The organism is Nocardia terrae (assembly GCF_009760405.1).
GTDB lineage: Bacteria > Actinomycetota > Actinomycetes > Mycobacteriales > Mycobacteriaceae > Nocardia > Nocardia terrae.
Map to the genome: position 1 here is coordinate 232,817 of NZ_WRPP01000003.1, position 22,612 is coordinate 255,428.

17 protein-coding genes are annotated in these 22,612 nt (G+C 67.5%); 10 read left to right on the forward strand and 7 right to left on the reverse strand.

The window, feature by feature from the left end:
• Positions 1 to 57 precede the first annotated feature (57 nt).
• Both GPX89_RS16535 and GPX89_RS16540 read left to right on the forward strand, forming a co-directional pair.
• A complete protein-coding gene (locus GPX89_RS16535; RefSeq protein WP_157388465.1) occupies positions 58 to 3,990 on the forward strand; it encodes a WD40 repeat domain-containing protein in 3,933 nt (1,310 codons plus the stop codon).
• Between the two features lie 65 nt (positions 3,991 to 4,055).
• Entirely contained in the window at positions 4,056 to 4,460 is a 405-nt protein-coding gene (locus GPX89_RS16540) for a nitroreductase family deazaflavin-dependent oxidoreductase (protein ID WP_157388466.1), read from the forward strand.
• Here GPX89_RS16540 and GPX89_RS16545 read toward each other — a convergent pair.
• The 4 genes from GPX89_RS16545 to GPX89_RS16560 all read right to left on the reverse strand — a co-directional run bounded on the left by GPX89_RS16545 (position 4,457) and on the right by GPX89_RS16560 (position 7,678).
• The gene (locus tag GPX89_RS16545) at positions 4,457 to 5,179 is read right to left on the reverse strand and encodes a nucleotidyltransferase domain-containing protein (RefSeq protein WP_157388467.1); all 723 of its coding nucleotides are present in this window, start codon (positions 5,177 to 5,179) and stop codon (positions 4,457 to 4,459) included. The genes GPX89_RS16540 and GPX89_RS16545 overlap by 4 nt on opposite strands.
• Before the next feature lie 29 nt (positions 5,180 to 5,208).
• Positions 5,209 to 5,580, reverse strand: coding sequence for an HIT family protein (locus GPX89_RS16550; RefSeq protein ID WP_198347474.1), 372 nt, complete (start codon positions 5,578 to 5,580; stop codon positions 5,209 to 5,211).
• A gap of 1,001 nt (positions 5,581 to 6,581) precedes the next feature.
• Positions 6,582 to 6,794 carry a DUF397 domain-containing protein gene (locus tag GPX89_RS16555; RefSeq protein WP_328601913.1) on the reverse strand — a complete coding sequence of 71 codons (213 nt, stop codon included), beginning with the start codon at positions 6,792 to 6,794 and terminating at the stop codon, positions 6,582 to 6,584.
• The gene (locus tag GPX89_RS16560) at positions 6,791 to 7,678 is read right to left on the reverse strand and encodes a helix-turn-helix domain-containing protein (RefSeq protein WP_157388468.1); all 888 of its coding nucleotides are present in this window, start codon (positions 7,676 to 7,678) and stop codon (positions 6,791 to 6,793) included. Before GPX89_RS16560 ends, GPX89_RS16555 begins: the two co-directional genes overlap by 4 nt.
• Positions 7,679 to 8,452: 774 nt before the next feature.
• On the opposite strand from GPX89_RS16560, the gene GPX89_RS16565 reads away from it, so the two are divergent.
• From GPX89_RS16565 to GPX89_RS16590, 6 genes are all read left to right on the forward strand, one after another.
• Positions 8,453 to 12,259: a WD40 repeat domain-containing protein gene (locus tag GPX89_RS16565; protein ID WP_157388469.1), complete on the forward strand. Its 3,807-nt coding sequence runs from the start codon at positions 8,453 to 8,455 to the stop codon at positions 12,257 to 12,259.
• Positions 12,260 to 12,349: 90 nt separating this feature from the next.
• On the forward strand, positions 12,350 to 12,511 hold the full coding sequence (locus GPX89_RS16570) for a hypothetical protein (RefSeq protein WP_157388470.1): 162 nt from the start codon (positions 12,350 to 12,352) through the stop codon (positions 12,509 to 12,511).
• 60 nt (positions 12,512 to 12,571) lie between these two features.
• Positions 12,572 to 12,757 (forward strand): hypothetical protein, encoded by a 186-nt coding sequence (locus GPX89_RS16575; protein WP_157388471.1) that lies wholly within the window; start codon positions 12,572 to 12,574, stop codon positions 12,755 to 12,757.
• A 112-nt stretch (positions 12,758 to 12,869) separates the two neighbouring features.
• A complete protein-coding gene (locus GPX89_RS16580) occupies positions 12,870 to 13,514 on the forward strand; it encodes an MspA family porin (RefSeq protein ID WP_157388472.1) in 645 nt (214 codons plus the stop codon).
• A 101-nt stretch (positions 13,515 to 13,615) separates the two neighbouring features.
• Positions 13,616 to 15,511, forward strand: coding sequence for a PspC domain-containing protein (locus GPX89_RS16585; protein ID WP_157388473.1), 1,896 nt, complete (start codon positions 13,616 to 13,618; stop codon positions 15,509 to 15,511).
• Positions 15,504 to 15,707, forward strand: a complete 204-nt coding sequence (locus tag GPX89_RS16590) for a hypothetical protein (protein WP_157388474.1) — start codon at positions 15,504 to 15,506, stop codon at positions 15,705 to 15,707. Before GPX89_RS16585 ends, GPX89_RS16590 begins: the two co-directional genes overlap by 8 nt.
• A gap of 255 nt (positions 15,708 to 15,962) precedes the next feature.
• Here GPX89_RS16590 and guaA read toward each other — a convergent pair whose 3' ends face one another.
• On the reverse strand, positions 15,963 to 17,561 hold the full coding sequence (gene guaA / locus GPX89_RS16595; protein WP_328601914.1) for a glutamine-hydrolyzing GMP synthase: 1,599 nt from the start codon (positions 17,559 to 17,561) through the stop codon (positions 15,963 to 15,965).
• A 505-nt stretch (positions 17,562 to 18,066) separates the two neighbouring features.
• On the opposite strand from guaA, the gene GPX89_RS16600 reads away from it, so the two are divergent.
• Complete coding sequence (locus tag GPX89_RS16600; protein ID WP_328601915.1) at positions 18,067 to 18,885, forward strand: alpha/beta fold hydrolase; 819 nt, start codon at positions 18,067 to 18,069, stop codon at positions 18,883 to 18,885.
• 128 nt (positions 18,886 to 19,013) lie between these two features.
• On the opposite strand, the gene GPX89_RS16605 is transcribed toward GPX89_RS16600, so the two are convergent.
• Positions 19,014 to 20,147, reverse strand: coding sequence for a GuaB3 family IMP dehydrogenase-related protein (locus GPX89_RS16605; RefSeq protein ID WP_157388475.1), 1,134 nt, complete (start codon positions 20,145 to 20,147; stop codon positions 19,014 to 19,016).
• Positions 20,148 to 20,228: 81 nt separating this feature from the next.
• Positions 20,229 to 21,773: an IMP dehydrogenase gene (guaB, locus tag GPX89_RS16610; protein WP_157388476.1), complete on the reverse strand. Its 1,545-nt coding sequence runs from the start codon at positions 21,771 to 21,773 to the stop codon at positions 20,229 to 20,231.
• Between the two features lie 323 nt (positions 21,774 to 22,096).
• On the opposite strand from guaB, the gene GPX89_RS16615 reads away from it, so the two are divergent.
• Positions 22,097 to 22,510 carry a DUF5319 domain-containing protein gene (locus tag GPX89_RS16615; protein WP_029923780.1) on the forward strand — a complete coding sequence of 138 codons (414 nt, stop codon included), beginning with the start codon at positions 22,097 to 22,099 and terminating at the stop codon, positions 22,508 to 22,510.
• Positions 22,511 to 22,612 lie beyond the last annotated feature (102 nt).

Below are 22,612 nucleotides of genomic sequence, written 5' to 3' on the forward strand. Positions count from 1 at the left end.
AGCACAATTGACGGCGGCGGAGCGGGGAGAGATCGAATGCGGGGCGGGGACATGCCGATGAGCGGTGACAACGGTGACGAAACCACCTCACCACGCGCACTTTTCGCACAGAGCTTCACCGAACTCTATGCGGCGGCCGGTAATCCGACCCTGCGCCGAGTCGCCGACGCCGCGGAAACCCGCATGCGCGCCGCCCAGGGCAACCGCCCGGGCGGCGCGTCCGCCCAGCGCATCAGCGACTGGAAAGCGGGCCGAAACGTCCCGGCCCGCTTCGAATCCCTGCTCCCGGTAGTACTCACCCTCATCGACCTCGCCCGCAAGAAGGGCGCCCCACTCCCCCGCCCCCTGACCGAACCCAAGGAGTGGCAACGCCTCTGGCACGCCGCCACCACCTGGAACCCCGAAACCGACAGCGAATCCGCCTGCCCCTACCTGGGCCTCGCGGCCTACCGCGGCGAGAACCGCGCCCTCTACTTCGGCCGCACCCGCGCCACCACCGAACTCACCGACCTGGTGCGCGAGACAACCGGCCTCATCGCCGTCGTCGGAGCCTCCGGCGCAGGCAAGTCCTCACTGCTCGCCGCCGGACTGGCTCCGGCGCTGAGCGATTGGGACGTCACCGCCCTCACGCCGGGTGCACATCCACTCGAAGCCCTGCTCACCGCGACCGCCACCCTGGTCCCGCGCACCGAGGGCCCCCGTCGTCTCCTGATCATCGACCAGTTCGAAGAACTGTTCACCACCTGCCAGGACGAACACGAACGCGAGGAATTCCTCACCGCCCTGGACCGCTGCTCGTCCCGCACCGACGACCCGATCGCGGTGGTCATCGCACTCCGTGCCGACTTCTACGCCCACTGCCTCAACTACCTGGCACTCCAGGACGCCCTCGAACACCGCTCCTACCTGCTCGGCCCGATGCGCGTGGACGAACTGGCCCAAGCGATCGCGGGCCCCGCCCGCGCCGTCGGCCTCGAACTCGAAACCGGCCTGGAAGAGCTCGTCATCACCGAACTGTGCGGCGCCGGAGACCATCACGGCCGCCGCACCTACGACCCCGGCGCACTCCCCCTGCTATCCCACGTCATGGCCGCCACCTGGCAACACCGAGAAGGCCGCCGCCTCACCATCACCGGCTACCGCCGAGCGGGCGGCGTAGTCGGCTCGGTAGCCGAAACCGCCGAATACGCCTGGAACGAACTGACTCCCGCCCAACAGTCGGCGGCCAAGGAAATCCTCCTGGGCCTCGTCACCGTAGGCCAAGACACTCAAGACACCCGCCGCCCCGCCCAACGCAACGACCTACTCCGCCGCGCCGGCAACACCGAAGACGCCCTCACCGCCCTCGAACTCCTCTCCCGCACCCGCCTGATCAGCCTCGACGCCGAAGCCGTAAACCTCAGCCACGAAATAGTCCTCACCGCCTGGCCCCGCCTCCGCACCTGGATCGACGAAGACCGAGTCGGCTACCTCGTCCGCCAACGCCTCGAAACCGACGCCGCCGAATGGGCAGCCCAAGACCGAGACTCATCCCTCCTCTACCAGGGCACCCGCCTCGACAACGCCCTCGACCACGTAGACCCACCCCCGGTCGGCCCCCTCGCCACCGAATTCCTCACCACCGCCGCAACAGCCCGCAAGAAGTCCCGCCGCCGAGCCACCTGGCTCCGAGCCCGCCTCGCCCTTCTCGGCGTGGCCATCCTCATCTTCGCCTTCAGCGCCTACAACCAATCCCGCCTCGCCGACCAACGCACCGACGACAAGAACTTCGCCGCCGTCCTGACCGAGGCCGATCGCGTCCGCCAGATCGATCCCTCCCTGGCCGCCCAGCTGGACTTGGTCGCATTCCGAATGCGCCCCGACGACAACGAAGTCCGCTCTCGACTGCTTCGTTCCGAGGCCGCCCCACTGGTGACGGTAACCAGCGCGCATCGGGGCAGCGTCGCGAAGGTCATCTACCGTTCGGACGGCAAACTGCTGGCCTCATTCAGTTATCTCGACGGCTTACGGCTGTGGGATGTCGCCAACCGGCAACATCCGAGTCCGGTAGGGCAATTGCTTTCCTCGATCACGGACGCCGCCTTCAGCGCGGACGGGATGACCATGGCCACCAGTAGCATCGGGCGCGACGGGCCCAAAGGCGTGACGCTCTGGGATATTTCGAAACCGGACATGCCCCGCCGCCTGGTCGAGCTATCCGACGGCATCTCCGGACATTCGGTCGTCCACGTGGCTTTCGCCCCGGCCGGAAGCCTGCTTGCCGTCCTCTCCGGTCCGATCCTCACGCTGTGGGACGTGAGTACTCCGTCCGCTCCGGTGCTGTCCAGATCCCTGCCAGTGAGCTCGAACCCGAGTGCGGACACCGGATACCCGACTTTCTCCCCGAATGGGCGACTACTCGCCCTCGCTCAGGACGACGGTCGAAAGACGCTGGAACTCTGGGACGTCGCCGTTCCCACCAACCCTGTGGTGCGGACAACGATCCCCAATGACTTCCGTGGACATACCCTCGCGTTCAGCCCGGACAACGCCCTGCTGGCCCTCGCCGACGATTCCAGCACGTACTCGACGGCAGAAGGCAAATCCCTGGTGCGGATCTGGGATATCGGCGATCCGAATCACCCCCGCGCCTCCGCCACATTGAGTACCGGAGCACCGTTCACGAACGCGTTGGCCTTCGCTCCCGCCGGCCGTGTCCTCGCTACCGGTAACGACGACGGAATCCGGCTGTGGAACATCACCGCCCTCGACAATCCGACACCGCTCGGCGAACAACTCTCGCTGAGCCCCACCATCTGCTCGGTGACCGGGGAATCGGACGCATGCCGCACAGGTCCGGCCGTGATGTCCTTCAGCCCCGATGGATCCGTCCTTACTTCCGGAAGCGTCAACGGCGATGTCCATGTGTGGTCGTTACCCCCGGCCACCCTCACCGGGCAGAGCGGTGCCCCTGCCGCACCGGTGTTCTACTCGGCGGGCAAGCGCCTGGCCACAGCCTCCGGTGACGGTCGAATCGACCTGTGGGACATCGAGACTCCGCTGGCTCCCGTACGCCTCGGCGAGTATCGGGCGGATCCGGGTTCCAAGATTCTCCACCCTTCTCCAGAGGGCGACGCACTGCTGGTGACGAGTTACTCCGGCCCCGAAGCGGCGACCCACTATGTCCTCGACATCACCGACCCGGCACACATCCGCCGGGCCTACGACTGGCAGCAGCCGGTCACTGCCGGCGGCACCGTCGCGATCAGCCCCGACTGGCACAGGCTGGCCGTGACCACCGGCAATACCGTTCAGCTGTGGGATCTTTCGGATCGCACGCATCCCACCGCCGTCGGGACCACAGTGCCGTTGGTGTCGACCATGAACGAAGACATCGCGTTCGTCGCCGACGGCACGAAGATCGCGATCCAAGGAATGGTCCGGGTCAACGGCCACGACGAGAGTGTGGTGGTTCTCTGGGATGTCGCCGACCCCGCCCACCCACGTCAGATTTCCGAGCTGGTGCGGCAAACCACCCCTCGAATCAGCGAGCTCGCCTTCACCCGGGACGGCAAGACCATGCTCGTGATCGGCGACAACACCTTCCAGACCTGGGATATCAGTAACCCCGCCGAACCGGCCCGCCTGGGCGGGCCGGTCACCGCGCACACTCTGCAGATCGCGGAAACCAGCTTCACCGCCGACTCCCGAACCTTGCTCACCGCCGGCGGTGACGGCGAAATCCAACTGTGGGACTTCACCGACCGCTCCCATCCCCACCGCACCGAGACCCCAACGGTCTCGGGCCCGCAACCCTGGGCCACAACGATCTCCGATTCCGGCCGCTACCTGGCCGCCGCTACCGGTCAGGGCACAATCCGCCTCTGGGACAACGACATACACGACGCGATCTCCCGAATCTGCACCGTCACCGGCTCACTGTGGACCGAAGACCTCTGGCACCACCACCTCCCCCAACTCGCCTACCACCCGCCCTGCCCGGCCAACTGACACCTCCGGAATTTCTCCGAGCCGGTCCCGGTTGGCAGCGACGAAGCCGGAAAAGGACAGGTGAGATGAACGCTTTCAACGAGTCGGTGATCGAGGAATTCCGCGCCAACGGCGGCAAGGTGGGTGGCCCGTTCGAGGGGCGGACGAACATGGTGCTGATCACCACCACCGGCGCGAAATCCGGTAGGGCCGTGACCAACCCGCTGGTCTACGTCCCCGACGGCGACCGCATCGTGCTCATCGCCTCCAACGGCGGCGCGGACAAGCACCCCGCCTGGTACCACAACTTGCGTGCGAACCCCGAGATCACCATCGAGCTCGGCACCGAAACCTACACCGGCAAAGCCGAATTCATCACCGGCCCGGAGAGTGACGAACTCTACGAGCGCATGATCGAACTCATGCCCGTCTTCGCCGAGTACCGCACCAAGACCACGCGGAAGATCCCCGTAGTGGCGGTGCGCCGCTAGCGGGGGCCTTCCATGCTGAAGCCGTCGAACAGCCGGCCACCGAACAGATTCAGGACCTCGGTGGCTACTTCGACCATCGGCTCGACCGACCCACTCGCGACCGCTCGCACGCCCTCCGCCAGCCGTCGCGCAAACGTCGTGCCCGCGTTCTGATCGAAGTCGGCCAACTCGCGGTGCAGCCACTTGCCCCGCCCGGTCCAATGGCCGTTCCCGGTGAGCAGCAGATCCGCCACGGCCTGCCACAATGCGGCCGCGATCATCAGCCGCTCACCGGGATCCGCCGACCCGATCAGATCATCCAGTCGATCGGTAATTCCATAACGTGCAGACCGCAATTCGCGCTCCGACAGAGGATCCGGGCCCGCCGCCAACAGCTTCGCGCATAGTGCCCTCCACCGCTCCCCGCCGCCATCAGCGTCGAGCAGCACATGGCTCCTACCGATCAGGCGCAATGTATTCGGCTGCCGCTCACCGTGTTCGAGAGCCAGAAAATGCTCCAGCGACGCCTCGGTCTGGACGAACAACTCCACAGGCCATCTCAGGTAGTGCAACGATTCCCGGTACGGCGCAGGCGCTCCCGCCATCAGCACGGTGATATCCAGATCAGAGGTAGCCGTAGCCATTCCGAGCGCAACACTGCCCCCGAGCCACGCCGCCCGCGCCTCAGGGAACCTCTCCCGAACCAGTTGCCGCGCAACATCAATCCCGTCGACCGCCATCACGCCAGTCTGGCATCCAGCCGACCCCGTCAAGTACTGGGCAACGAATCGAAGTAGTCGCGCAACAGGTCGGTGTAGACCCACCCACCAGCAGGTTCGTTGTGCTGACGCGTCGATACCCCGTCGCAGCCGTAGGTGGCTCGCATCGCGACCGCGACCTCACGAATCACGTCGTGCACCGCATGCCCGTACTCCGACGGCAGGTCATACAGATTCTCGTAATGAGCATTGGGGATCACCAAGACGTGCCCATGGTTGTTCGGCCACCAGCGCGCTGCGGTGAACGCCGTTGCGCGCTCGGAGCGGAACACCACGTCGCGTGGACTATCGAGCGCGGTCTCACCCCCTGCGAGCAGGAAACAGAACGGACAGTCATATCCGACGGGCTCATGGTTGTGCACGACTATCTCTCGGGGTCCGAAGTTCAAAAGCGGGACAGCTCGGGGGTTCGAGCCGGTCAAACTGAGGGCATGAGGGGTGAACTGCCATTTTGCGGGAGTCGGGCGGTGCGGGATGGGGTTGTGAGCGCGCGCCGGTTGAAGAGGGACTACCGGCGGTTGCATCCGGGGGTCTACATCAGGAAAGGCGTGGAGGTAGATCTGCGGGCACGAATGTTTGCCGCGGCCTGCTGGGGTGGGGATGAGGCTGTACTGGTTGGGTTTTCGGCGTTGGCTCTGCATGGGGTCGAATGGTTCGACCGCGAGCCGGCCGAGGTACTGGGTCCCAATATCACTCGTGCACCGTCCGGAATCGTTGCGCGGCAATACGATCTGCTGCCGACCGAGGTGGAGACGATCGACAGCATACGAGTCACTACCGCCGCCCGGACCGGATACGACCTCGGTCGTCGGCTGCCATTCGGCCGAGCCGTCGCGGTCGTAGACTCGCTCTGTCACGTGACCGGCCGAGACCCCGCAACGATTCTCGCCATTCGCGCAGCCCACCCCCGTGCTCGCGGAAACTCCCACCTCCGCACCGTGATCGCGGCCGTCGACGCAGGTGCGGAATCACCGCAGGAAACCGCGACCCGCCTCCTCCTGATATCCGCCGGCTTCCCACCCCCCACCACTCAAATCCCCGTCTACCGCCCCGACGGAACCTTCGTAGCCCGCCTCGACATGGGCTGGCCCGAATGGAAGGTAGCCGTCGAATACGACGGCACCCACCACTGGCTCGACCCCCGCCAACGCACCCGAGACATAGACCGCCACGCCGACCTAACCTCCCAGGGCTGGACAGTAATCCGACTCTCCGCCACCCACCTCCGCCCCCCACACCACCCTCACCCGAGTAGCCGCCGCCCTCCGCGCCGCCGGCGCCCGCACCCCCGACGAACATGCAATGAGGAACGCAAATGTCTGAATTGCCGCACCTCACTGCATGCTCGTGACGATGCGCGGGGTTATGCGGTCGGGAGGTCGAAGGTGCCGCCAGTTATGGAGGTGGTGAAGGCGGTCCAGTCGTGGGGGGAGAAGATCAGTGCGGGGCCGGCGGCATCTTTTGAATCACGGATGCCTACCATTCCCGCGCTGAGGAAGGCGACTTCGACGCATTCGCCGCCGGCTTGGCTGTAGCTGCTCTTGAACCATCGTGCGTCGAATTGGCTGAGGCTCACGAGGAGTACTCCCTTGCTATCCGTCTCAACAGGTCTCGGGAGGCCGAATCCTCCAGGGCGGCCTCGCGGAGTGTGTTGTGGGCGTCGGTATAGAACCGCACATCGTCCTCGCTCTCGAGGTACATGCTGCCGACATCGCCCTCCAGGTACACAACCGGAGGCTCCGTTGGTTCCCCGCGAGGCGGGGTGCCGAAGTCCAGTATCACGAAGGGCAACATGGAGATGCCACCTGGAAAACCGGCCTCGAACGGAAGCACGCGAATCGAGACGTTCTCGCGCGTCGAGCTGTCCGCGAGATGCCGCAGTTGCGAGGCCATTACCTTGGCCCCACCCACGGGCCGGTGAAGGACTGCCTGGCCGATCACGACGTCGAGTTCCAGCGGGCGGTGTTTCCGCGTGATCGCCGCTTGCCTGTGCTGTTTGATCTGCGTGCGCCGATCACGTTCCTCTGCAGGGTCATTCGGCCAACGCTCACTCAGCAGAGCGCGATCGTAGTTCTCTGTCTGAAGTAACCCAGGAATCAGCTCCGGTTGGTATGTCACACATTCGGCGGCTGCGGCCTCAAGTCCGACATACACGTCGAGGTTCTTGGGCAGCAGATCGGAGTACGAGTGCCACCAGCTCTTCACCTTGGCCTGCTGCGCCAGCCGCACCATGCCCTCGGTGACGTCGGCGGGTACCCCGTAGACGCCGCAGGCCTCCTTGACCGTACTGGTCCTGACCCGCGTGATCTCCGCCTTCTCGATCCGCGCCAGACTGGTCGCCCCCATCTCGAGCAGCTCTGCCGCGCGCGCCTGGCTCAAGCCGGAACGGTTCCTCCACTCGAGCATCAACCGGCCGAGCTGCCTCAACGGCACCGTCGAGCCGACCCCAAGATCAGACATGGCACGTCCTCCGTCTCGCGTGGCCTCATTCACCCACTTCGGACCGTCCTCGTCACTGCTTCGGTGCAAGCATCCGCCGAATTCGGGGGTTGCGCAGGCGATTCGGCGAAACCGATCCGGAGTCACCGATTTGACGAACACCACCGACGCGCCGCGACTTCGATAGGACTGCGTCCGATCAGAGGTGGAACCCGCTCCTCGCCAGGCGCACTCCCAGCTCACCGAGACGGAGGTTGTGATGAATCTGCTTGATTGCGAGGGTGATCCCGGCCCCATGGCGTCGTGGGTCGGGGATGACTGTTGGGATGACCGGATCGTCCCGATTTCCCGGAGGCGGGCGGAGGGGATTCTGGCGATACATGCCGCCTGTGAGCCGCCGTGTCCCAGGAAGGTTCGGGCTCGGGAGTACTGCGAGGGGGTGGGCCATGTTGATTGAGATCTTGTCGACCGTGGTGGCACTGGGGTGCTGGGGTGTGGTCGCGGTGCGTCCGATGGTTCGGAGTTCGGGGGCGGCGGGTGCACGGCACAGCCGGGATCGGTACTCGGTGGCGGCGATTCGGGCTCGGATCGAGTGCGAGAACCGATCATTCCGATGATGGCCGACCGGGGCTCACCGTCGGTATTCGGTGGTGCTGCCGCAGGCTGTTTGGCTAGGTTGATCTCGTGCGGGCGGGGGATGTCGATAGCGTTGACCGGACTCGTTCTCCGCGAGCGTTGTTCGCGGAGCGGTTCGCCGAACTGTATGAGGCTGCGGGGAATCCGACGCTTCGGCGGGTGGCGGCGACCGCAGAGGTTCGGATGCGGGCGGCGCAGGGCAGTCGGCCGAGTGGGGCGTCGGCGCAGCGGATCAGTGATTGGAAGGCCGGGCGGAATGTGCCGGCTCGGTTCGAGTCCCTGCTGCCCGTGGTGCTCACGCTGGTGGAGTCGGCGCGCAAGGCGGGAAATCCGCTGCCCCGGGCGCTCGCGGAACCCAAGGAGTGGCAGCGTGTCTGGCGTGCGGCGACCACCTGGAGCCCGGACGAGGACGATGAGGCCGCCTGCCCGTATCCGGGATTGAGCGCCTATCGGCGGGAGGACCACGCGCTCTTCTTCGGCCGCGTCACCGCCACCGGTGAGCTCTCGGCGCTCGTCCGGGAGGCCACCGGTCCGGTTGTCGTGCTGGGTGCGTCCGGAGTCGGCAAGTCCTCCCTGCTCGCCGCGGGCGTGCTTCCCGCCCTGTCGGATTGGGAGATCACCACTCTGACCCCGGGCGCGCGGCCGCACACCGCCCTGCCCGACCTCGCCGCACGCCGGGACGGGCCACACCGCCTGCTGGTGGTGGATCAGTTCGAGGAACTCTTCACCACCTGCGACGACGAGGCGAGCCGCGAGGAGTTCCTGGCTGCCCTGCACGAATGCGCGACCCGCACTGCCGATCCCCTCACCGTCGTGATCGCCCTGCGCGCCGACTTCTACACCCGCTGCCTGAACTATCCCGTCCTCCGCGATGCCCTCGAACACCGCAGCTATCCACTCGGTCCGATGCGCATGGACGAACTGGCGCAGGCGATCTCGGGCCCGGCCAGCGCCGTCGGACTGGAGCTCGAGCCGGGCCTCGAAGAGCTCGTGATCACTGAATTGTGCGCCACCGGAGACCATCACGGCCGCAGGGGCTACGACCCCGGCGCACTACCCCTGCTCGCTCACGTGATGGCCGCCACCTGGCAGCACCGGGAGGGACGCCGCCTCACCGTCATCGGCTATCGCAAGGCGGGTGGCGTGGTCGGCTCCGTCGCCGATACCGCCGAAAATGCCTGGAACGAACTGACTCTCGGCCAGCAGGCCGCCGCGAAGACGATCCTGTTGGGACTGGTCGCGGTCGGCCAGGACACCCGCGACACCCGCCGCCCGGGTAATCGCGCCGACCTGATCCGTCGCGCCGGCGACTCCGAATCGGCCGAGACCGCACTGGAGCTGCTCTCCCGGACCCGCCTCATCACCCTCGACGCGGATTCCGTCACCCTCACCCACGAGATCGTTCTCACCGCTTGGCCTCGTCTCCGTTCCTGGATCGACGAAGACCGAGTCGGCTACCTGGTCCGCCAGCGCCTCGAGACCGATGCCTCGGAATGGCTCGGGCAAGAACGCGATCCGTCCCTGTTGTATCGAGGCACCCGCCTCCGCACCGCTCTCGACACCGCCGACGCGGCCCCCGCCGGCACTCTCGCCCACGAATTCCTCACCGCCGCCGATACCGCGGACCGCAAGTCCCGGCGCCGCTCCCGGCGAACCAAGCTGAACTCTGCATTCCTCGGCATCGGCCTACTGATCATGGGCGCCGGTGTGTACAACCAGACCCGCCTCGCCGACCAGCGCGCCGATGACAAGACGTTCGCATCAGTGCTGGCCGAAGCCGACCGCGTCCAGCAAACCGACCCGTCGCTGACCGCGCAGATGAATCTGGTCGCGTGGCGGATGCGACCGGGAGACAACGAGGTTCGATCCCGACTACTGCAGTCCCAAACCGAAGCACTGGTCACCGTCACACCGGGACATCCGCAGGTCCTGGTGAAGCTCGGCTATCAGCCGGACGGGAAGATACTGGCTTCCCTTGCCTCCGACCACGGTCTGCGGCTGTGGAATTCGACCGACCCACGGCATCCACAACAGCTCGGGCGGCAGTTGGACGGAGTCGATGATTTCGCGTTCGCCGCCGGACAGCTGCTGGTGACCGACAGTTCGGCCGACGGCTCACCGCGTGCCGTCACGCTCTGGGACATCTCCACCCCGGCCACGCCCCGGCCACTCGCGACGATCCCGGAGCTGCCCGACACCGGCAATCTCCGAATCGCCACGACCTCCGATGGCCACACCCTGGCGATATCGACCCGGACCCACCTCGCGCTCTGGAATGTGAGCGACCCACGGGCACCGGTCCTTTCCGCGTTGCGGCCGCTGCGCGCAGCGGGCACCAGCGGCGACCCGGGCGACATCCGGTTCAGCCCCAACGGTCGTCTGCTCGCCGTCGTCAGCACGGACGACAGCACGAAAACCACCGCCGTACAGCTGTGGGACGTGCGGAATCCGGCCGCTCCCACGCAGCCGACCCCGGCCGTCGACACACCGGCCGACCTCACGTTCACCACCGCCTTCAGTCCCGACGGCACACTGCTCGCCACTGGTGGCGGATCCCCCCAGTCCATCTGGGGCACAGAAAATCCCGGCGTACGCCTGTGGGATGTGCGAGATGCCTCGCACCCCCGCCAACTGACTTCCGTGCGCACCGACAACACGATCGTGCACGCACTGGAATTCGCACCGGACGCGGCGACCCTCGTCATCTCCGGCAATCGGGGATCGACGGTCTGGAACGTCACGGATCCGGCCGATCCGCACCCACTGCTCGACAAGCTGACGACCAGATCTGCGCTCTGCCATTTCGGTCCGATGACCTCACAGTGCATCGCCGGACCCAACGCGCTCGCCATCACACCGGACGGCCGGGAACTCGTTACCGGTGGCTTCAGCGGTGACCTCCAGGTCTGGTCGCTGCCGTCAGCCGTCACCGCGGCCTACGCGGGGCGAGGCGTGCCTCCCGCTTTCGCGGCGGGCGGCACGCGCATGGCGACCACCGCCCGTTCGGGCCTGATCGAGCTATGGGATCTCCGAAATCCCGGACCGCCCAAACGAATCGGCGAGTATCGCGCCGAATCCGACAACGTCGTTCCGGGACTCACCCCGGAGGGAAACACCCTGATCATCTTCGACGTACCGACCGGACGAGTGCGGACGCTGGATATCTCGGACCCCGCCCATCCCCATCCGGTCGGTGACTGGACGCCCCCGGCTCCGGAGTCCCGAGGCATCAAGAGCATCAGCGAGAATCACCGGCTGATGGCCACCGCCCGGGACGACACCTTCCAGCTCTGGGATCTCTCGGACCCGGTCCGGCCGCAGCCTGTCGGCACCCGCCTGCCGTTGGGTGAGCAAGGCGGGCCGCTGTTGGGACCGGACAACACCTTGTTGATGGCCCGGATGGACGGGAAGGCGGACGAGCGCCAGCTCGTCGTCGAGCTATGGGACATCAAGGATCCGGCCCGACCGCAGCGAATTTCGGAGCTGTTCAGAGAACCCGCCGCACTCTTCCAGATCGTCGCTCTCAGCGACGACAAGCGCACGATGGTCACAACCGATAACGAACGGGTCCAACTCTGGGACATCAGCTCACCCACGAAACCGGTGCCACTCAGCGAATGGCTCACCGCCCACACGGTGCCGATCGTGCCCTTCGGCTTGACCACGGACAATCACACCCTCTTCGACGTGGGCGTCGACGGCACCCTGCAGCGCTGGGACATCTCAGACCGAGCCCATCCCGCTCGCACCACCGTGCTGAACCAATCGATGAACTTCAGCGGAGACGCGGCCCTGTCCCCCGACCAGCATCACATCGCCTCCGTCTCCTCCGAAGGCACCGTGCACCTGTGGGACCTGGACGAACACCACGCCATCGACCGCATCTGCGCGCTCACCGGCACCCTTTGGACCGAAGCCCTCTGGCACGCCTACCTCCCCCAACTCCCCTACCACCCACCCTGCTGACCACACCCGAACCGGCCCACCGGGCACAGTGAACAGCCGGTTCGGCACCATGATCGATGGAGCATCGTGATCGGTGGAGGGAGGTCGAGCATGCGGGCGAGAGACGTCGGATGGCCGGCGCTGGTGATCGCGGCGCTATCGGCGGTGTTGATGGTCGCGGTGGGGCTGACCGTGATCGTCGGCGGCATTCGTGATCTGACCCGGGAACCGACCTGCGGCGGCCGGACCATGAGCTCGATCGACGGATGCTAGGTCCTGTCCGGCACTACCCGCGGCTCGCACGACATTCAGCTCTATTGGCCCGGCGGGCTGATGAGGGGCGGCGCGGACAGCATTCCCGCCGATCGGCACCTGCACAGCCGCGATCAGATGCGCAGCAGCGCCCGGGAGGGCGGCGTCATCTCGATACTCATCGGCGCCGGGTTTCTCGTCCCGTTCGTCTGGGTGGGTTGGCGGATCGTCCGCCGTAAGCCTTCGCGCCGCCCACTGCGCCGCTGACCCCACAGTCGACTCACAGCGATCACGCAGGCGCCCCGGAGTTTTCGCGCTGAAGATCGACTGCGGCCCGCCGGTGCGTGCCGCAGGTTCGGGCAGGATCGCGGGGAGAACGATGTTGGGCGCACGGGTGTTGACGGCTGTCGCGGCGGCCGTCGGATACGCCATGATCACGGCACCGGCGGGCGCGGCGTACGCACCGCACGAGAAGACCTATTCGACGTCGAGCGGGTTCGAGTTCACTGTCGGCCAGAAGGATGTGGACGCGCATCCGGTCGCGGCGATGAACGGGATGCCGACCAATCGAGAAGTGTTCCTGGACACCACTTCCTACGGAACCGTGCCCAAGGGCGGCACCGGGCACCTGAAGGCCGGGTACTACGTGGCCTGCCAGGCCGACATCGACGCCAAGCTGCATCTGGATCCGGAACTGGACCTCAATCCGACCATTACGGCCGATGCCGGAATCGACAGTTCGCTGGGCCCGCACGCGGGTGTGGACCTCAGCGTCGGGCCGACGGTCACCGGCGGCGTCGGCGTGGACATCTCCATCGCGCCCGGCAAGATCGCGGACGTGGTGGCCGGGGAGAAGGATCTACCCGGCGACGGGAGCACGGGGACCCTGCTGATCCAGGACTTCCACCTCATGGTCGGCGATTGCGGGGGGCAACTGACCATCCGGCCCTACACCCAGATACGCGCCGACTCCGGCGGCGACAGCGGCAGCGGCGCGGTGTACGGCGACCCGATCACGCTGTAGCGCGGACCGACCGGGCGGTGACCGGCCCGGGTCAAGTTCAGGTTCCCATTCAGGGTGATCCCCGATGCGGCTGAGCGGGACCGACCAGCACGATGAATGCCATGACGAGAACGAGCGACTGGTCCAAGGGCGCCGGACGTACCGGCTTCTCCGATCAGCTTCACGATCTGTGGCAGACCCGGCCGGTGCGCTTTTCGAAGGATGGACCGATCGCGGGCGTCTGCGTCGGGTTCGGCCGCCGGTACAACGTGGACCCCGTGCTGGTGCGGGTGGCGTTCGTGGTGTCGGCGCTGTTCGGCGGGGCGGGCATCGTGCTCTACCTGGCGTGCTGGCTGCTGCTCAACCAGGTGGGCGACCAGTCCTCGGCGGCCGAATCGCTCTTCGGCCGGGGCCGGTCCTCGCAGAACTCGTCCAAGACCATCGTGCTCATGGTGGCGTTGGGGATCGCCGTGACCACGGTGGGCCCGGTCGGCGTGGGGCTCGGCGGGTCCGGAGTGATCAGCTTCGCGCTCATGCTGGCCGGGTGGTGGCTGCTCTATCAGCGCCAACCTCAGCCGCCCGCAGCCTATTTCGAGCAGGCGTCGGCCGACAGCATCCTCAATACCGGCTACCCCGGCACCACCAACCCGTTTTGGACCGGCTACCCCGGCACCAATGCGGTCACCTTCGAGACCTACGGGCCCTACACCACCCTGCCCGACCATTACGAGCCCGACCCGAACCAGCCGCAATCTTCCGCGCAATCCGCTGCGGCACAGAGCATGTCGCAGACCGGCACCGAACAGTTCATGGCGCAGACCGGTCCGGGCGAGGCCGATACCGCCGTACTCCGCACCGGCTCGGCCGACCCCGATACCGCTGTGCTGAACCCGGAATCGCCGACGGCGCAGGATCTTCCGGGTGAGGCCGTGACCGAGGTACTCGACACCCGCTACGCCCCGGCGTCCTCGGTGACAGACACAGTGGTCCTGCACAAGCCCGGATCCGCCTCGCGCCAGGCCGCTTCCGCACCGGCGGGCGGCTCCGCCGAGAGCAGCCCCTCAGACCCGCAATCCGAAACCCAGGCAGCCGCGAACGCCGCCGGACCTGTACGACTCGACAAGACCGCCGCGTCGAATGCGGCCGCTCCCGCCGAGAACCCCGTCCAGCCGGACACCACGGATGCTCCGGCGACCGATACACCGGCGACCGGCGAAGCCCAGACCCCGCCCACCGGTTCGACGCCGGAGACGCTCGGCAAACCCCGTACCCTGCACCGCATTCCATCCAGCGGCGACCGCCCGCGCGCCGGATACGGCCCCGCGCCGATCTCCCCCGACTTCGGCCCCACCCCGCCCGGCTGGGATCCGCTCGGCGTCTCCCCGCTGGCCTGGGACCTGCCCGAACCGGGCGCACCGGTCCAGCAGTCCGCGGTGCAGGCCCCGGCCCGCCGGCCCCGCTCACGGCTGACCGTCCTCACCATCGGCCTGGCGATTCTGGCCGCCGCCGCGGCGGGTTCGGTCGCCGCGTCGGGCGTGGACTGGATGACGCCGGGACGCATCGGGGCCGCGGCGCTGGCGGTGATCGCGCTCGGCCTCATCATCGGCGCGTTCCTGCGGCGCGGATACGGCCTCATGGTGCTGCTGGCCCCGCTGGCCGGGTTCGTCATCCTGGCCTCCATGGTCGGCCCGATCGAGTTCGACAAGGGCGCGATGGGCGACCATCAGTGGACCGCCGCAACGTCTTCCGAGCTGCTGCCCTCGTACCACGTGTCGATGGGCTCGGGCACCCTCGACCTGAGCAAGTTGCAGCTGACCGAGGACCGCGCGGTCGAGGTGAAGGTGCGCATGGGCGACGCCCGCGTGATCCTGCCGCCCAACCTGCGCGTCAACACGACATGCAATGTCCGCATGGGTGATTCGAACTGCCTGAGCGGATTGTCCGGCCCGGCAACGGGTCCCGTCCTGAACCTGACCGTCGACGTGCAGATGGGAAACGCGGAGGTGAACCGTGGCTGAGAACAAGAACAACCGTCGCCCCTCTTTCGGGCTCCTGCTGGCCGGGCTGCTGGGCCTGGGAGTGAGCATCTGGGCCTTCGTGGGCCCCAGCTCCTGGCCCGTCTCCGGCGGCCTGTCCCTGGGCTGGATCGTCGTGATCGCCGCGATAGTCGTCGGCATCGTCCTGGTCCTCACCCCGAAGAGGCACCGAGACTAGCAAGCCGACTCGCGCTGCCCCTTCCCCTCGCCGGGACAGCGCAACCCCTTCGAGGAACTGCCCTCCGAGAAGGCCGCAGGCCCCGCACCCTTCCAGGTGCGGGGCCTTCGTTACTTACGCGACAACTGATTTCGCGTCGACCGGGGTAACTCGCCGGGTACGCCCGAAATCGGTTCGGCTCCCAGCCGCCGGCACGGGTGCACGACAGTCAACGGCTCTCAGCCGCCCGCTGAAGTCGCGGGGAGGCGGGGGAGCTCACTCCCACTCGATGGTCCCCGGCGGCTTGCTCGTCACGTCGAGCACCACGCGGTTGACCTCCGCCACCTCATTGGTGATGCGGGTCGAGATGCGCTCGAGCACCTCATAGGGCAGGCGGGTCCAGTCCGCGGTCATGGCGTCCTCGGACGAGACCGGGCGCAGCACGATCGGGTGGCCGTAGGTGCGGCCGTCACCCTGCACGCCGACGCTGCGGACATCGGCCAGCAACACCACCGGGCACTGCCAGATCGACTTGTCCAGACCGGCGGCCGTAAGCTCCTCGCGCGCAATGGCATCGGCCTGACGCAGCAGCTCCAGCCGGTCGTGGGTCACCTCGCCGATGATGCGGATGGCCAGACCCGGGCCCGGGAACGGCTGGCGCGCAACGATTTCCTCGGGCAGGCCCAGCTCGCGGCCGACCGCGCGCACCTCGTCCTTGAACAGCAGCCGCAGCGGCTCGACGAGCGCGAACTCCAGATCGTCGGGCAGACCGCCGACATTGTGGTGCGACTTGATGTTCGCGGTACCCGCGCCGCCGCCGGACTCGACCACGTCCGGGTACAGCGTGCCCTGGACCAGGAACTCGACCTTCGGCACGGAGCCTGCGGAACGCCCATCGGACGCAGTCTCGCCTTCCGATCTCACCACCTCGGAGACCGCGTCCTCGAACGACCGGATGAACTCCCGGCCGATGATCTTGCGCTTCTCCTCCGGATCGGTGACGCCCTTCAGCTCACCGAGGAACTTGTCGACCGCGTCGACGGTGACCAGCTTGGCCCCGGTCGCGGCGACGAAGTCGCGCTGCACCTGCTCGCGCTCGCCCGCGCGCAGCAGACCGTGGTCGACGAACACACAGGTGAGGCGGTCACCGATGGCCCGCTGCACCAGCGCGGCCGCGACCGCGGAGTCCACACCGCCGGACAGACCGCAGATGGCGTGCCCGTCACCGACCTGCTCCCGCACCTGCGCGATCAGCGCCTCGGCGATATTGGACGCGGTCCACGCGCCCGGGATCCCGGCGATCTCGTGCAGGAACCGGCTCAGCACCTGCTGGCCGTGCGGCGAGTGCAGCACCTCCGGGTGGTACTGCACACCGGCGAGCTTGCGCGCCCGATCCTCGAACGCGGCGACCGGCGCGCCCGCGGAGGTCGCGGTCACCTCGAACCCGGCCGGCGCGTCGGTGACGGCGTCGCCGTGGCTCATCCACACCGGCTGCCGGGTCGGCAGCCCGCCGTGCAGGATGCCGCCGTCGACGCTGAGCTCGGTGCGCCCGTACTCGCGAGTCCCGGTGTGCGCCACCGTCCCGCCGAGCGCCTGCGCCATGGCCTGGAATCCGTAGCAGATACCGAAGACCGGCAGGTCCAGATCGAACAGCCGCGCGTCCAGCTGCGGCGCGCCCTCGGCGTACACGCTGCTGGGTCCGCCGGAGAGAATCACCGCGAGGGGCTTCTTCTCCGCGATCTCCTCCACGGTGATCGTGTGCGGAACCACTTCGGAATACACACTCGCTTCGCGCACCCGGCGCGCGATCAGCTGCGCGTACTGCGCACCGAAGTCGACGACAAGGACTGGTCGCTGGGTTTCTGCCACCGCCACAGTCTACGGAGCGACATAGGACACACTTGCTTCGGGCAACGGCTCGTCGCACCAGCTCAGAAATACCGTCGAGGTCGGCCGTTGGACCTCCACCCCGGGCCGGTCTCGCCGCGCCTCGGAAGCGGTTGCCGTCCGGCCCGGAAGTGGTGGCATCGGGACGGTATTCGCGGCCTCTCGACCCTGGATAGAGACTTCCGACCCCTACCGCACAGCCCTGTGGCCATCACCCCGGAAACGGCCCGGCTACTACGGTTCCGGGGGAAGATGTCCATTCGGTCCGTAGTGCACGAATTCCCACATCCGACACGACCGCAGGAAAGCTGGACATGCGACCGCGAAAACTCCAGCGCCGCACCGTAGTCCCGCCGGGACGTCGGCGGTAGGGCACAGAGCCCCTGAGGGAGGGGGAATTCCGGCCGGCGCGGCAGGTGTCCAGCGACACCGACTGGGGCGGTGGCGGGGAAAGCCGGGCAGTTTGTCACCCCGTCTGGCTATCCTCTACCTCGTGCCATTCGCCCGTGCGATCGATGCCGAGATCCACTACGAGGACAGCGGGGGCGAAGGTCCGGTTGTGTTGCTGGGGCACGAATTCCTCATGGACCGAACGATGTTCGCGTCGCAGCAGGCGGCGCTGACTCCGGAGTTCCGGATCGTGACCTGGGACGCGCGCGGGCACGGCCGCACCCGCGACGAGGGGCTGCCGTTCACCTACTGGACCTCCGCCCGGGACGCGCTGACCGTACTGGATCAGCTCGGCGTGGAACGGGCCGTGGTGGGCGGAACCTCGCAGGGCGGCTTCATCGCCCTGCGCACCGCCCTGTCGGCCCCCGACCGCGTCGCCGCCCTCGTCCTGCTCTGCAGCGAGGCCCACGAGCCCACCCCCGCCGAACTCACCAATGCCCGGAAATTCCTGGACAAATGGCACGAAGACGGCCCCCGCCCCGCTCTCGCCGAATACCTCGCCCGCTGGCTCATCGGCGACGACGACTGGTACCGCGCCGTCTGGGTGAAACGCTGGCTCGCCCGCGACCCCAGCGCCACCGAGGTGGCCGCCGGCGCCCTGCTGAACCGCGACTCCATCCTCGACCGACTACCCGAAATCACCTGCCCCACTTTGGTCATCCACCCCACCCGCTCCGGCATCCCCCGAGCCCACGCCCGCGAGCTGGCCGACCGCCTCCCCGACGCCCGCTACATCGAGATCGAAGGCGCCCGCCAAACGGTGAACATGACCCACCCGGTAGCCGTCAACACCGCCATCCGAGAGTTCCTGCGCGATCTAGCGATTTCGCGCCCCACACCCCAAACCGGCCTGCGACGCTGACCAACCCACCATCCCGCAAGCCCAACCCGCAAGCCCGGAGGCATTCCAACCGAGTCGGAAGGCCCGGAAACGACTCGCGCCCTGGCCCATTCGCGTGAATGGGCCAGGGCGCGTTGTGCGGTCTTCGTTTATCCCCGGACGTTCAAACCGACCTTTTGGAATTCCTTGAGGTCGCAGTAGCCGGTCTTGGCCATCGAACGGCGCAGGCCGCCAACGAGATTCAGGGAGCCGAACGGGTCGTTGGAGGGGCCGTTGAGGACGTGGTCCAGCGGGACGCGCTCCTCTTCGACGGCGTAGGGCAGGACCGCGCCGCGCGGGACCGACGGGTGGGCGGCGGCCGAGGGCCAGTACCAGCCGTTGCCCGGGGTCTCGCGGGCCATGGCCAGCGGCACGCCCAGCATGACCGCGTCCGCACCGCAGGCGATGGCCTTGGCGATGTGGCCGGAGGTCAGGGTCTCGCCGTCGGCGATGACGTGCACGTAGCGGCCGCCGGTCTCGTCGAGGTAGTCGCGGCGCGCGGCCGCGGCGTCGGCGATGGCGGTGGCCATCGGCACGCCGATGCCGAGCACCTCACCGGTGGTGGTCGCGCCCTGCATCGAGCCGTAGCCGACGATGACGCCCGCCGCGCCGGTGCGCATCAGGTGCAGCGCGGTGCGGTGATCGGACACGCCGCCCGCGACCACCGGCACATCCAGCTCGGCGATGAAGGTCTTGAGGTTCAACGGTTCCCCGTCGCCCACGTGCTCGGCGGAGATGATGGTGCCGTGCACCACCAGCAGGTCGATACCGGCCTGCACCAGCGCCGGGGTCAGCGCCCGGGCGTTCTGCGGGCTGACCCGCACCGCGGTGGTGACACCGGCGGCACGCACCTGCGCGACCGCGGCGGCCAGCAGATCGGGCTGCATCGGCGCGGCGTGCAGCTCCTGCAGCATCGCCACCGCCGCCTCGGCGCCCTCCTTCTCGCCGACCTCGGTCAGCTGCTGGATCTTGGCGTCCACATCGGCGTGCCGGGCCCACAGACCCTCACCGTTGATGACGCCCAGACCGCCGGCCTTGCCCAGCTCGATGGCGAACGATGGCGACACCAGCGCGTCGGTCGGATGCGCCAGGAACGGGATCTCGAAGCGGTAGGCGTCCAGCTGCCAGGCCAACGACACCTGCTTGGACGAGCGGGTCCGCCGCGAGGGCACGATGTCGATATCGTCCAGCTCGTAGGTGCGCCGAGCCGTACGGCCCATGCCGATCTCGACCATATCGCGCATCGTGTTTCAGTCCTCTCTGGAGTTCGGTTGCCAGACATGACAAAACCGGTCCGCGGCAGTGCGCGAACCGGTCATGTCCGGCTACGAACGGGTGGTGTAGTTGGGAGCCTCGACGGTCATGGTGATGTCGTGCGGGTGCGACTCCTTCAGGCCCGCCGCCGTGATCTGCACGAACTGGGCCGCCTGCAGATCCGGAATGGTCTGCGCGCCGGTGTAACCCATGGCCGCGCGGAGACCGCCGACCAGCTGGTGGATCACCTGGTCCAGCGGGCCGCGGAACGGCACCCGGCCCTCGATACCCTCGGGCACCAGCTTCTTCTCCGACAGCACGTCGTCCTGGAAGTAGCGGTCCTTGGAGTAGGACTTGGCCTCGCCACGCCCCTGCATGGCGCCCAGCGAACCCATGCCGCGGTAGCTCTTGAACTGCTTGCCGCCGACCAGGATCAGATCGCCCGGCGACTCGGCGGTACCGGCCAGCAGCGAACCGAGCATCACGGTCGACGCGCCCGCGGCGATCGCCTTGGCGATGTCACCGGAGTACTGCACGCCGCCGTCGGCGATGACCGGAACGCCGTGCGGCTTGCACGCGGCCACGGCCTCGAGGATCGCGGTGATCTGCGGCGCGCCGACACCGGCGACCACGCGGGTGGTGCAGATGGAGCCGGGGCCCACACCCACCTTCACCGCGTCCACGCCCGCCTCGACCAGCGCCAGCGCGCCCGCGCGGGTCGCGACGTTGCCGCCGACGATCTGCACGCGGTCGCCGACCTCGGCCTTGACCTTCGACACCATCTGCAGCACACCGGACTGGTGCCCGTGCGCGGTGTCCACGATGAGCACGTCCACGCCGACCTCGGCCAGCGTCATGGCGCGCGCCCACGCGTCCTCGCCCACACCGACGGCCGCGCCGACGAGCAGTCGCCCGTCGCGGTCCTTGGTGGCGTTCGGGTACTGCTCGGTCTTGACGAAGTCCTTCACGGTGATGAGTCCGCGCAGCTTGCCGGACCCGTCCACGATCGGCAGCTTCTCGATCTTGTGGCGGCGCAGCAGGCCCAGCGCGGCCTCCGCGGTGACGCCCTCCTGCGCGGTGATCAGCGGCGCGGGAGTCATCACCTCGGAGACATGGCGGTCCTGATCCACCTCGAAGCGCATATCGCGGTTGGTGATGATGCCGATCAGAATCCCTCGGTCATCGACAACGGGCAGACCGGAGATGCGGAAGCGCGCACACATGGCGTCGACCTCGGCCAGCGTGTCGTCGGGGCGACAGGTCACCGGATCGGTCACCATGCCCGCCTCGGACCGCTTCACGGTCTCGGCCTGCGCGGCCTGCGCCTCCACCGACAGATTGCGGTGCAGCACACCCATTCCGCCCGCGCGGGCCATGGCGATGGCCATGCGCGCCTCGGTCACGGTGTCCATGGCGGAACTCACCAGCGGCGTGCGCAGCGAGATGTCGCGCGTCAGCTTGCTCGAGGTGTCGACGGAACTCGGAATCAGGTCCGAAGCCGCGGGCAGCAGCAGCACATCGTCGAAAGTGAGGCCGAGCATGGCGATCTTGTCGGGATCGTCGCCGCCCGTATGGGGGCGGCCAGTGTTTCGTTCGCCCGTCACGGGACTGCTCATTCGGATCGACCCCTCCTGGACCTCGGCGTCGTCCACCGGACCGGGCACCGGCGGACGCTGGGATGAATGGCAATGCCGGCGTTTGCTACCCGGCCTTTGGTCAACCATGGTATCGGCTCCCCGATTCCCGGCCGCACCCCGCCCAACCCCGCGTCAGCGGGCCTTACCGCGCTGTCTCGAGGACCACAACCGCTGCGGTTTGTCGGCTATGCCATTACTGTGTCGACTGCCACGACATCACTGTGTGCTCCACCACCAGCGAAGTGAGGGCAAATCCCCTTCAGCGCTGGCGCACAAGGGGTGGTTCTGCGTACCGTGGGACTGTGCGTGACCATCTACCACCTGGCTTGCCGCCGGATCCGTTCGCCGGAGACCCCTCCGACCCGTCGGCCGCGCTCGATGCCATCGAGCCGGGGGAGCCGCTGGATCCTCACGAGCGCCTAGCGGTCGAAGAGGATCTCGCCGACCTCGCGGTATATGAGGCACTGCTGGCCCACCGCGGCATCCGCGGTCTCGTGGTCAGCTGCGAGGACTGCCGACAGGACCACTACCACGACTGGGACATGTTGCGCGCCAACCTCCTCCAGCTACTGGTGGACGGCACGGTGCGACCGCACGAGCCCGCCTACGACCCGACGCCCGAGGCGTACGTCACCTGGGACTACTGCCGTGGCTACGCGGACGCCTCGATGAACGAGGCACTGCACGGCGACGGATTCGACGGGTTCGACGTCTGATTCATACGGAAAGGGCCTGCATCCCAGGGATGCAGGCCCTTTCCGTATGTCTTCATGCTGTATCTCTTCATGAAAAACCGACCGCCACACGACGATCGGGTA